The organism is Flavobacterium omnivorum (assembly GCF_900099915.1).
Classification (GTDB): domain Bacteria; phylum Bacteroidota; class Bacteroidia; order Flavobacteriales; family Flavobacteriaceae; genus Flavobacterium; species Flavobacterium omnivorum.
In genome coordinates this window covers 36,143-48,380 of record NZ_FNDB01000023.1, presented here as the reverse complement: position 1 = coordinate 48,380, position 12,238 = coordinate 36,143, and the positions used below count along the sequence as shown (strand labels likewise).

At 32.6% G+C, this 12,238-nt stretch carries 9 protein-coding genes; 4 read left to right on the top strand and 5 right to left on the bottom strand.

The window, feature by feature from the left end; translation table 11 throughout:
* On the top strand, positions 1-274 hold a 274-nt coding region (locus BLS90_RS15405), incomplete at its 5' end, for an integrase core domain-containing protein (RefSeq protein ID WP_139171453.1).
* A gap of 130 nt (positions 275-404) precedes the next feature.
* On the opposite strand, the gene BLS90_RS15400 is transcribed toward BLS90_RS15405, so the two are convergent.
* From BLS90_RS15400 to BLS90_RS15385, 5 genes are all read right to left on the bottom strand, one after another.
* Positions 405-1,253: a thiopeptide-type bacteriocin biosynthesis protein gene (locus BLS90_RS15400; RefSeq protein ID WP_091259196.1), complete on the bottom strand. Its 849-nt coding sequence runs from the start codon at positions 1,251-1,253 to the stop codon at positions 405-407.
* A gap of 3 nt (positions 1,254-1,256) precedes the next feature.
* Positions 1,257-3,467 (bottom strand): lantibiotic dehydratase family protein, encoded by a 2,211-nt coding sequence (locus tag BLS90_RS15395; protein ID WP_091259195.1) that lies wholly within the window; start codon positions 3,465-3,467, stop codon positions 1,257-1,259.
* Positions 3,467-5,173, bottom strand: coding sequence for a S8 family peptidase (locus BLS90_RS15390; protein ID WP_091259193.1), 1,707 nt, complete (start codon positions 5,171-5,173; stop codon positions 3,467-3,469). Before BLS90_RS15390 ends, BLS90_RS15395 begins: the two co-directional genes overlap by 1 nt.
* Before the next feature lie 38 nt (positions 5,174-5,211).
* The gene (locus BLS90_RS17260) at positions 5,212-5,340 is read right to left on the bottom strand and encodes a hypothetical protein (RefSeq protein ID WP_262488584.1); all 129 of its coding nucleotides are present in this window, start codon (positions 5,338-5,340) and stop codon (positions 5,212-5,214) included.
* Positions 5,341-5,530: 190 nt separating this feature from the next.
* Positions 5,531-7,249 carry a helix-turn-helix domain-containing protein gene (locus tag BLS90_RS15385; RefSeq protein ID WP_091259191.1) on the bottom strand — a complete coding sequence of 573 codons (1,719 nt, stop codon included), beginning with the start codon at positions 7,247-7,249 and terminating at the stop codon, positions 5,531-5,533.
* A gap of 479 nt (positions 7,250-7,728) precedes the next feature.
* On the opposite strand from BLS90_RS15385, the gene BLS90_RS15380 reads away from it, so the two are divergent.
* From BLS90_RS15380 to BLS90_RS15370, 3 genes are all read left to right on the top strand, one after another.
* On the top strand, positions 7,729-7,968 hold the full coding sequence (locus BLS90_RS15380; RefSeq protein ID WP_091259189.1) for a hypothetical protein: 240 nt from the start codon (positions 7,729-7,731) through the stop codon (positions 7,966-7,968).
* Positions 7,969-8,030: 62 nt separating this feature from the next.
* Positions 8,031-8,744 carry a GLPGLI family protein gene (locus tag BLS90_RS15375; protein WP_091259187.1) on the top strand — a complete coding sequence of 238 codons (714 nt, stop codon included), beginning with the start codon at positions 8,031-8,033 and terminating at the stop codon, positions 8,742-8,744.
* A 5-nt stretch (positions 8,745-8,749) separates the two neighbouring features.
* A complete protein-coding gene (locus tag BLS90_RS15370) occupies positions 8,750-11,419 on the top strand; it encodes a TonB-dependent receptor (protein WP_091259185.1) in 2,670 nt (889 codons plus the stop codon).
* Positions 11,420-12,238: the final 819 nt, after the last annotated feature.

Here is a 12,238-nt window from a genome sequence, read left to right as displayed (position 1 = left end):
ACCAAGTATGACACAAAACTCTGACCCATATGAAAATGCAGTAGCGGAAAGAATAAATGGAATATTAAAACAGGAATTCATGATTGATAAATACAACCTAGATTTAAAAATCATGAAACAAATTGTAAAAGAATCAATCAGTATATACAATGAATTAAGACCTCATTATTCTAATTTCATGCTGACTCCAAACAAAATGCATATACAAAGTCAAATTAAAATGAGGACATATAAAACAAAAAACACTTGCAAAAAAGTTTTTGCAAGTGTTTAATTAAATATTTTTATCTAATAATCTGTATCGGTTATTCAGGACAAGACAGTATATAATATTTGTTTTTTATTGGAAGATGGAACGCCTATTATAATATTCCTGTTTGTCAATGACGATTGACATGGGCGTTTCATTTTCTAAATTCTTGAATTTTATAATAGCGATGTAGATGATCGTAGACAATCAATTCATACAGCCTTTGCTTTGAAGTATATTGTCTATTCAGCATCATGTGAATGTGACTGCATAAAAATTCGGATAAAGGAATTTGTAATTTTCCTTTGATGGAATCAATAAGTTCATTGCATTTGTTACACTTTGCTTTTACAACATTGAAGATTTCAGGATGATCTTCTGTCGCTTGTCCTAGTAAAAACCGCTGCATTTCCTGGAATAATTCTCTATACTGTTTATCTAATTCTTTTTTAAGGCTTTTATCCGCATGAAATTCTTTTTTAAAAGCCAGTTGTAATTCATCCATTAAAAATAATTTATCAGAATTACTTAAACCAAAAGAATTTAAAAACATGTCAATGGCAGTAAAGCTAAATAAAAGTTGCATTTCATTTTGTTCAAAAGAGGACTTTATCGTTAAATAACGTACTATCATTTCACTATCATGCCAAAACAATGTTTCTGAAGCAATCATCGTTTTTTCACCATATCGTTCCATTTCTCTCTGGTACGTATCCGTTTGCACTTTCCAAATGCTATTTTGTTCCAACAACATATTTAAAAGCGGATACATTCTGGCGATTACCGTTGCGGTGTTTTCTGGGGTTTTACAGTAAAAACGAATTCTTAGGTGCTCATCAGCATCTTTATACCTGATAAAAAACCATTTGGCAATTATCTTTTCCTTTTGTAAATCTAAAATTAAGGGATACAACTTTTCAGATAATATAAGATCTGCTGTTTTTACTCCAGTGTATATTTTATAATACAGCCATTCACTTCCTATGCAAAAATCCCTTTTCATACTTTACAATTGGTCTTTATAATAGGATAGTATAAATTGATTGGCAAAATTTTCACCATTTGCGTTTTTTACCACAGAATCGGCTGTAAATAGAAATTCTTCTAAAGTGATTTTAGCATGATTTACAACTGATTTTAAAAATAATTGAATCCCAATTTCTTGTTCAAAATCAATTAATAATGTGTTGTCAAAATACGCCCAATTTACAAAACGAGGTATATTTCGCTGTTTTCTCCAAATCGAAAAAGCTTCAAATAATGGAATGCCTTCCATTTTATAAAAAGGGGTAATTTCAGTTTTAAGTACCATCCATTTTGATTTCGAAAGTAATACGTCCTTAAACTCAACCCTTGGAAAAAAATTATAATGTGTTTCTAAAATACCCCAACTGAAACTATGAATAGGCTTTATCTCTTGCGATTGTAAATCACATAAAAAATGATAAATAGGCAGCGATTTAGCAACGTAATTATGAGCATTTGACAAACATGGAATGACTTCTTTACTGTGTTTCTTAGACCGTAAAATAATTTTGTTGTTGCGTATCGAAATCATTAAATCATTTAAATCAATCGTGTAGTCTTGGTTTACTCCCGAATTAGCCAAATAGGCAATTTCAAATGCTCTTAAAACAGGTCGTCTCAATATATTACCGGTTCTTGATTCCGGGATATGAACGATTTCTGCTAAGATTTTATCAGAATGATAAGCAGCTTCTTTTGCTATAACTTCATTGGTCAAATTGTAAATAGCATCATTTCCATTGCAAAAACGCCCTAATAATTTTGCTGCGCTAACATCTCCTGAAGATTCAATTGATATGATTTCTTTTTCTTGATGCAATGCAATTTCAATCATTACCGAAAAGGTAGCTGGTGCATTATTCCAACTAGGATCAAAATCCGGAAAATCATTTTCAGAAAGCGATACGGCTTTTTCGTTTTTCAGGATACATTCCCGTAGTTTTTTCTCCAGTATAAAATCATTAGAGGACCACGACTCAATGACTGATTCTTGAGCCTTACTTTTAAAAGAAAACTGCTCCAAAATCTCATGCGTATCATTCATTTCAGAATTTTGAAGATACCCAATTCCCGTTTCAGTATCTAAAACAGTTGTCAAAGGCATTTCTCTTGATTCATACCTTTTTGTGAATGCTTTTATAAAATTCGTATGGTTTTCAGACTTCTTTTGCTTTTGAATTCCGTTTAAAAAACGAACCGCTTGCAAGACTTTTTTTTGAGAACTGCTACTCAAAGTATTTACGGAAGCAGCCGTATTTAAATCGGTTTGAAAAAGATATTTTTCATCATAATCCACACCTGTTTTCTGAATTAAATCCTTTATAGCTTTATAGTTTTTTTCATAAGGAACAAGCGTTTGGTCTAATACTAAAAGTTGCTTTTTTATCCTTTGTAAAAGTCTAGCCTCTTCTTTTAAATTCGGAATTTTATCGATGATTGAAAAAACGCGTCCCCATTCATCACTACCCGTTACAGTTGCATCCAATTCACTTATAAGAAACTGAAAGTTGATAAGTTGATCTATAAATTTCAAAGCCTCTGCTGTTTCAGATACATTATCTGCAAGAAGCAGAATCATTTCATCGAGCGTCAACCCTGATGTTGCTTGGAGCACTAAATCATTTAAAAGTGTTGTTTTTCGCAATGCTGAAATGCTATGCTCTCTTTTTGTTTTCACATAGTTGTATTCGACATATCTGTAAAAATCCCCAAGAGCATAGATGGAATTATTTGGATAATATTTAAGATGGGATGTAACTTCTTCTCGTTTAGCAAAATCTTGTAATAGTGCCACCCAAAATTGCATGTCAAACTGTGTAAAACGTGTGAAATCCTCAGAGGATTCGAGTATAATGTTCGTTTCAGAAGCTATTTTGCCGACTGTACAACCAGCAAATAGCCCAAAAGGAGTACAACGAGCTGATATTCGACCAATATATTTCAGTAAGCTAAGCTGCAAACTATCCCTTTTTTTATGGGATAGACTGGAAGGGTCAGTTTTCCATTTGTCTAAAGCCGTTAGCAGTTCTGGTGAAGCCATTCGAATAGCTTCTCTAATATAAGGGTTATCAAACTGCAGCAATAAGGCCTCTTCTGAATAATTTTCCAATACATTCCTGTAAAAAAAAATTGGTGATAAAGGGGTTCTTAGAACATAGTGTGAGAAAGGACGAACTTGGTAGTTGTGCATTATCGTTTCTTTTTACTCACTTTTTTAGCGAGTTGCATCGCATTGTAGACATTTAATACTTTTCCAGATTTGGATAGTTCCGAAAATTTTACTTTTTTACCTTCTCCACCGGGAACCAAAACCTCAATATCATAAGCAGTACCCGATTCTAAAATGATTTGTTTTACCTGCTGAACTGAAAGTTTAGGATAATAAGACCAAATCAAAGCAGCAGTCCCGGAAACCATTGGGCCAGCAAGTGAAGTGCCAGAATCTGTAGCGTAGGTGTTTGGGTAAGTTGTCGTGTAGATTTCTTCGCCAGGAGCAAATAAATCTACGTTTTGCTTACCATAGTTGGAAAAAGAGGATACAAAGCTACTGTCTAGTTTAGAGGATATGGAGCCTACATTGATGAAGTTTCCACATACTTCTTTTGAATCGTCATAGGCAATATCACTAGGGTAATAAGGGTTTTCATCAACATTAAAACTGTTATTTCCTGCTACATGTACAAGCAAAACATCGTGCTCTTCGGCATATTGAAACGCCTCAAATACCCATTGCTTGTGTAAGGAGAATTCCTTGCCAAAAGACATATTGATTACTTTTGCCCCGTTATCAACTGCATAACGTATTGCCATGGCAATGTCTTTATCATGTTCATCTCCAGAAGCAGAGATATTCAAAGGCATAATTTTCACGTTTTCGGCAATACCTTTAATTCCAATACTATTTGTTCTATTGGCAGCAATAATACCCGATACTTTTGTGGCATGATCTTGAATAGGTCTATATCCAACTTTAATATTACTAATATTATTGTTGCCATAACCTTTCTCTAAAACACTAGGATCATCACCTATTGCTGTTCTTTCATTAAAATTAAGGTTTAGATTTTTATTTACAATAGAATCTATTTGAGTTTCATTTTCTTTGACATCCGCCAAAGATTTTTCATTGAAATCGAATCTTGCTTTCATAAAACCTATCATAGTCCCAATATCCATATCACCATCTTCGCGTCTTTTTCGAAATGTTTTATCATTAATCTTGTATTTTTTATACATGCTATCTAATTGCTGATACGAATAATCCTCTTTAGGGAAATATCGTTTAAGACTGTCTTTGGCAGCAGGATAAGTAACTGCACTATAATTTAAGGATTTAAGCCAGTTCTTGTAATAAATGGCTTCTTCTTCAAGTTTCGTTAAAGCCCTATGGTACTCCTTTAAGTTGGAGAGCTCTTGAACTGGAATTTGTGATTCCGTTTTATTCTTAAAAAGAGGAGCCCAATCTCTTACTAATCGGGTATACTCAAAATTAGCCCAAACTACATAACCTCCACTTGGAGTACCCAAAAAATTCCAACCATTGACATCATCGACATATCCATTATGGTCATCATCGATACCATTATTAGGAATTTCTTTAGTGTTAATCCATAATTGACCTTTTAGGTCTTCATGGTGAATGTCGATTTGAGTGTCGATGACAGCAACTATTACACTTTTACTTTTTGGCTTTTTTTTATTTTGTGTATAGTATTTATCCAAGGAAATGCCTGATACAGCATCTTGCTGATAATCTTTCTGAAACCAATTTTGCAAAGCCAACTTTGAAGCGTTAATCCCATCAGATGAAATGGTAGAACTAATTTTAGCTTCCTTGATAGAATTACAACTTATAATAAAAATAAACAAGAAAATAAAAATACAAAATGACTTCATGAATTGTTAATTAGGAGTTTTTAAATGCAATAGTAAATTTAATAACTAATAGTTTCCTTGGTCTTATTTTGTCCACTTTGAGTTACTGTTCCTATATCACCATCAAATCCTAATATATTATAACCACCATTGATTGAATGAACATTTTTTAATTTTGCTACTTTCATTTTTTCTAAATCAAACTTGTTATTTAGCTGTTTTGTTTTTTTGTTTTCATTTTTATTTTATTTTTTTATGGTGTATATTTTCGAATGTATACAACATTCCCATTTTATACTAATCAAAGTTTCATTTGCTTATCGAAATTCCGTGAATTCCGATATTGATTAATTGTATAAAATAATGAATATTAGCTGTTTAATAGTCTTCAATGAGAACTAACTTCTTTATGAAATAAATAGGTTTTATCCCTGTTTTTTTAAAAAAAGCAGTTGAAAACGATTCAGCATTATTAAAACCAAACTCAATAGCCAAGGCTTGTATGGTATAATTTCGCAATTTAGGATCCTTCTTCAACTGGATTATGGAATACTCTATTCGTAAATCATTACTATATTGAACAAAAGATTTGCCTTTGAACTCATTTATAATTTTAGACAAATATTTACTATTTGTATTTAAAACTGTAGCTACTTTTTGAATCGTAATCGTAGAATCCAAAAATCCACTTTCACTTTCAAAAACTTGTAGTTTTTCCAGAATTTGCTGTACTAGTTCTTCAGCGATACCAATCGATTGGTATCTATTATTGCTTATACTACCTTCAATAAGTTGAGAATGTAGTATTTCAGGCTTAACAACAGCTGTAGTTTGCTGCATGATTTTTTCAAATCGAGAACGGTATTGTTTTTTGAGTTGGTATTGATACAAGGCAAAGCCACCAATTGCTGCTACCAAAACTAATAACATGAGGATTCCCGTGTACGAAACTATTTTTTCTTTTTGTAAAGATTCAATTAGTGTTGCCTTTTCTTTTAGTAAATATGGTGTGTCATATTCTTTATTCAATTTTTTAGTCAGTAATTTATATTTTTTTTGTAAAGTACTATCAATAGTCATATAAATATTCATGTATTTCAATTGGTTTTCTTTATCACCTCTTACCTTATAATAATTAATCAAAAACGAATAACCACCCATAAACTCAGGAATGATTTTTTTAGAAATAGTATAGATTGAGTCTACTTTTCTGAAATTTTGAACCGCTGCTTCTGGATTACCTAAACCTTCGTATGCTTTCCCTAAATAATAATAGGATGCTAACGTATTTCCTTGGTCTTTGAAAGCAATCATTTTAGGTAAAGCTTTGTAAATACTGTCTAAAGCCACGCGGTAATTTTTCTTTAAAACGTGGTTAGCACCTTCATTAAGAATAAATAAGTGTTTGTATTTTTCATTCTTGGTAATTGCTGCCTCTTTATACCCTAATTTATTGTAATAGGTAGTTGAATCTGCTTGTTCCAGTGCCTTGTGTGCATCTGCTAGTGCAAAAATAACATCCTGATAAGCAAATGAATATTTAGGAGACCTTACCTCTTTGTCTTTGTAATAGTTAAAGCATTCCTTATATAAAACTAGTGCTTCTTCCACCTCACCCAATTCTTCGGATCTTAATAAGGCTATTGAGAATTTGGCATCAAAATAAAAATCAGTATTGTTTAATCGAGCACTATTTTCAGCCAAAATAAAATTATCTATAGCCTCTCTGAACCGCGATTGCTCTTTTAGCTCATAGGCCTTTCTAAAATAAGCATAAGCTGGAAATTTTAAATCATTCGTATTTTTTGAGAAACTAATTGAATAGTCCAAATAATGAATAGCCTTATCGCCTTTGTATAACAATGATAATAAATAAAAACCTCTTGCTTTATAAATTGGACTATTGTCATATTTAGCTTTTACTAAAAATGCATTTGCATATTCTAATTGTTTCTTTTGATTTTTATCGTTTTTAATAAACAACTCTTTCAACTCATCGTAAGGAAGTCTTGTAAGATCCGTCTTTTTTACTTGTGCGAATAAAATAATCGGTAATAGAAATAAAAAAAGACTTTTATTCCAAAGAAAGTAACGCATTGTTTTTTGTTTTTTACAAAACTACGCCAAACAACAAGAATCAAACACTAATTACTGGTTTTTCTGAATTTTTAACACGAATCACAATCTATTGATTATAAGTGTTTTGTTTTTTAAAAAGTAAGGAATTCAGGAAAAAAATATCGAAATTCACGGAATTCCGATAACAACAGTTTGCTTAGAACCCATTCTTGCTCTAGTTTTGACTTCAGAAAATTGACAAAGTTTCTTAGTAAGACGTTACTGTAAAATGTAATCATTTTGTAAATTATAATCAGGCCGATTGTAAGGGAATAATACAGCTGTTTCACAACCCTTAGAAAAAAAACATGGGATTTTTCATAAAGCTAATTTGTAATCCTTAAAAAAACAAAGCAAACGGAATTACAATTAACGGAAAAAAGACTGTTGTAAAAGGAAAGTTCACATAAAATTCCTTGATCTATTATTAAAAATTATAAATTTAAACCAATTTAAAAATGAAGAAACTAGTATTTACTGCTTTAGCAGTAGTAGCATTTAGTGGAGTTGCAATGGCAGGAACTCATGAAGTAAAAGAAGTGAAAGTATTAGCGGATGATTGTACAACAAAAGCAATGAATTATATTGATAATGATTATGATAGAGATGGCACACATACCTCTGTTGAAAATCATGACGCTTACCAAGCTTATTTAGCAGGCTGTAATAACAACGAAAAATCAATTACTGCCAGTTAATCATAAATAAAGCAAACAAAACTATCTAAAGTTCTGTTTGCTTTTTAAAAAATTAAAAAATAATGAAAAAATTTAAAGTTATATTATTTTTCATAACCATTGTATCAATAGCAAATTGTTATGGTCAATCTGTTTCAGGAAAAGTACTTTATAAAATTCAATTAGTTGGTTTTGGTGCAGAAAGTAGCTCCCCAGAAAATAAAGAACTAAACGAATCCATCGTCGAAATAGCAAATAAGAAAACTGCTACCTTAACTTTTAATAGCAAGCAATCAGGTTTTGTTTTGGATAAACAGTTACTTTCAGATAGTAACAACAACAGCGTGCGCATTATGGCTGAAAAAATTGCCTTTATTGAAATTAATGGGCAAAATTATTTTTTAGATAAAATTAAAAATAGTACCGTGTTGCAAAACATGGATGGTATTTTAATAGAAAAGGAAAATGAAAAATTGGAGTGGGAAATAACTACCGAAAGTAAAAAAATTGATGGATACTTATGTTATAAAGCAATTTACTTAATGAAATTCGTAAATAGGAGAGGCATGAATACAAGTATTCCAATTGTTGCATGGTTTGCTCCAAGCTTACCATATTCCTATGGGCCAAAATATTTTACTGGTTTGCCAGGTCTTATTTTGGAACTTACAGATCGAAAAGTAACTTTTTTAGCTTCTTCAATAATAATTCTGAAAGACGAAGAATTACCAATAGACTTTCCAAAAGGGAAAACAATAAGTCAAGAAGACTACACAAAAAAAGTAATGTCAAATTAGCATAAATGCAAAGAATTTACCTCTTCCTTCTTTTTTTTACAATAGTATCTTTCTCTCAATCCCGCACTATTACTGGTGTGGTTTCTGAGGATACTAACAAACCGCTGGAATCCGCTAATGTCATTGCTAAACCGTTGCAGGAAAAAGCAAGCCTTAAATTTGCTATTGCGGATAACAAAGGGCGCTACCGCTTAGAACTCGAAAAGGAAGTCAAATATGAAATCACTGTTTCCTACATTGGTTTTGTTGAGGAAGTTTTCATTCTGGAAGCTGATGCTACCATTACCACACATGATTTTAAACTGATACCCACAGGAGAAGAGCTCAAAGAAATTGTAATCAAACACGAGTTTAAACCCATTGTGATCAAAAAAGACACGATGACGTTTGATGTAAAAAGTTTTGCCAACGGGAACGAACGCAAAATGAAAGAAATACTCGAAAAACTCCCTGGTGTTGAGGTTGATAAAAATGGAGGCGTTACCGTACAAGGCAAAAAAGTGACCAAAATGCTGGTAGAAGGCAAATCTTTTTTTGGTGGTGGTTCTAAGCTGGCTGTAGAAAACATTCCGGCAGATGCGCTGGATAAAATTGAAGTTATTGATCACTTTAACGAGGTCGGGTTTATGAAACAAGTGTCCGATAGCGATGAACTGGCTATGAACGTAAAACTAAAAGCCGATAAAAAGAAATTTGTTTTTGGTGATGTCGAAGCTGGTGCAGAGGTAGGAAATGCAGACAATGGATTTTACTTAGGACACGCCGCTTTGTTTTATTACAGTCCAAAATCGAACGTGAGTTTTATAGGTGACCTGAATAACATTGGCAAACGAACCTTTACTTTTGATGATTTAATGCGTTTTGGCGGTGGCATGAGTACCTTCCTTTCGGGTAGAAAATCATTGACTAATTTGTATTCTTTTGCCAATGACAATCAAGACGTGGTTCAGAATACCTCCCAGTTTGGTGCCTTTAATTTTAGTCATGATCCGTCATCTAAGCTTTCTATTTCTGGTTTTTCTATTTTTTCGAAAGTCTTGACGGCTTCACAAAACCAAGCCAATAACGAATACTTGCAAAACACCGCTTTTACTTTTGAGTATAGAGCACAAAATGGTGATAGCCGTTCGGTTCTTGGTATTGGGAATATTAAACTCGATTATTCGCCAAGCGCTAAAGAGAAATGGTATTACAACGGACAATACCAATCGACTACCAACGTGATTTCAAACACGATCAATTCGATAACAAGTCTTAACTCTAGTGTATTTGAAACGATAAGCAAAGCCGATAATACAGCAATAAAACAATATATTGAGTGGCATAAAAATTACAATCTAAAACACACCACCACATTAGTAATCAATCAAGCGTACGATTACAATACGCCGCAAACCAATTGGTTTACCGATCAGCCTTTCTTGACGGGATTAATTCCGTTGCAAGATGACAGTTCCTATCGCATCGAACAAATCAAAAAAGTAAAAACCAACAGCGTCGATGCGCTTTTTAAACATTATTGGATAATTGACAATTTCAATCATTTGTATAGCAATGTGGCAAATAATTATGGAATAGCACGTTTTGGAACTGCAGAGCAACAACTTTTGACCAATGGAACAATAAATGATTTTGCTTTAAATGGATTTGGAAATAACGTAAAATACCAGTTGAACGATGCGTATGTAGGTGTAGAATACAAGTTCAGAATTGGCAAATGGACCAATAAGCCAGGATTGTATATGCATTGGTATCATTTAACTACCGAACAAGCATCCCAAAATCAATCACTTGCCAAGACGCTGTTGCAACCACAATGGAACAGTGATTATGAGTTTAATAAATCTGAAACCTTAAATTTTACTTACAGACTAGAAAACAGCTTTCCGCAAGCCTCACAACTAGCGGATCAATTTACGTTGCAAAATTATAATTTGGTCTATAAAGGAAATGCGTTGCTACAAGACGAGCGTTTTCATAATGCGAACTTGCGTTATACGAAAACTAATTTGTATCGCGGCGTGACCTGGAATGCTATGGCGAGCTGGAATAAAAAAGTAAAAACGATTCGTAACGAAATTCAATTGGACGGCATCAACCAATTCAACACGCCTATTTTAAGTGACAATCCAGAAACCAATTACAATGTTAGTGGTGCTTTTACTAAAAAAATATACCGTTTTAGTTTGCGTTTCAATACTAATTTAAGTTGGTTCAACTATTTTCAAACCATCAATACTATTGAAACTTCGAATAACAGAAACAATCAGAGAATGGGAGTTGTATTAAAAACAGCATATAAAAAATGGCCGGGCTTTAGTGTAGGATACAACAAAGGTTTTAGTCAGTTTTCAGGAATAACCAGATCTAATTTTCAAACCGATGCCATTACCTCTAATTTTGATATCAATATTGCTAAGTTCTGGACATTTAAATTCAACTACGAAAATCTCAAAAACACAAATAACAACAATCAAAGTAATTTTTATGATATTGCCAATACTTCGTTGCGCTATCAAAAGAAAAATAGCCCTTTTGGTTTTGAAGTTGTAGTCAACAACCTCTTTGACAATAAAGTCAAAAACGATTATTCATTCTCGGATTACTTAATCAGCGAGCAAACTACTTTCGTATTGCCAAGAGTGTTTTTGCTTTCGGTGAGTTATAAGTTGTAATTGATAAATTTCACAATAGAAAGTAGGAGTTTTACCTGTTTTTTAACCTGCTGATGTATAGGTTTTTAAAAAATTGTATATCGGAATTCACGGAATTACAACACGGAATTCCGTGAATTCCGATAACAACCATTTGCACAACACTAATTACTATTCTAGTTTTGGCATCAAGAAAGTGAAAGCGTTTTGAGTAAGACGTTACATTTAAATGTTGATTGCTTTCTAAAATGAATTGGTCGATTGTAAGGGAATAATACAGCTGTTGTGTAACCCTTTCATAAAAACAGAGCATGAGGTTTATTAAAGCTATTTGTTCCTCAAAAAACAAAGCATAAGGGAATAATTCAGCTATTTTGTAACCCTTTCAAAAAAACAGAGCATGAGGTTTTAGGTAAAGCTATTTGTTCCTCAAAAAACAAAGCACAAGGGAATAATTCAGCTGTATTGTAACTCTTTCAAAAAAACAGAGCACGAGGTTTTGGGTAAAGCTATTTGTTCCTCAAAAAACAAAGCACTGGGGAATAATTCAGCTGTTTTGTAACCCTTTCAAAAATACAGAACATGAAGGATTACTATTACTAATTTGTAATCCTTAAAAAACAAAGCACAAGGGAATAATTCAGCTGTATTGTAACTCTTTCAAAAAAACAGAGCACGAGGTTTTGGGTAAAGCTATTTGTTCCTCAAAAAACAAAGCACTGGGGAATAATTCAGCTGTTTTGTAACCCTTTCAAAAATACAGAACATGAAGGATTACTATTACTAATTTGTAATCCTTAAAAAACAAAGCACAAGGGAATAATTCAGCTGTATTGTAAC

Bases quoted from the DNA above. Each gene is read 5' to 3' on its own strand.
- BLS90_RS15395 (WP_091259195.1), bottom strand. From the start codon at position 3,467: ATGCACAACTACCAAGTTCGTCCTTTCTCACACTATGTTCTAAGAACC.
- BLS90_RS15370 (WP_091259185.1), top strand. From the start codon at position 8,750: ATGCAAAGAATTTACCTCTTCCTTCTTTTTTTTACAATAGTATCTTTC.
- BLS90_RS15400 (WP_091259196.1), bottom strand. From the start codon at position 1,253: ATGAAAAGGGATTTTTGCATAGGAAGTGAATGGCTGTATTATAAAATA.
- BLS90_RS15375 (WP_091259187.1), top strand. From the start codon at position 8,031: ATGAAAAAATTTAAAGTTATATTATTTTTCATAACCATTGTATCAATA.
- BLS90_RS15390 (WP_091259193.1), bottom strand. From the start codon at position 5,173: ATGAAGTCATTTTGTATTTTTATTTTCTTGTTTATTTTTATTATAAGT.
- BLS90_RS15380 (WP_091259189.1), top strand. From the start codon at position 7,729: ATGAAGAAACTAGTATTTACTGCTTTAGCAGTAGTAGCATTTAGTGGA.
- BLS90_RS15385 (WP_091259191.1), bottom strand. From the start codon at position 7,249: ATGCGTTACTTTCTTTGGAATAAAAGTCTTTTTTTATTTCTATTACCG.
- BLS90_RS17260 (WP_262488584.1), bottom strand. From the start codon at position 5,340: ATGAAAGTAGCAAAATTAAAAAATGTTCATTCAATCAATGGTGGTTAT.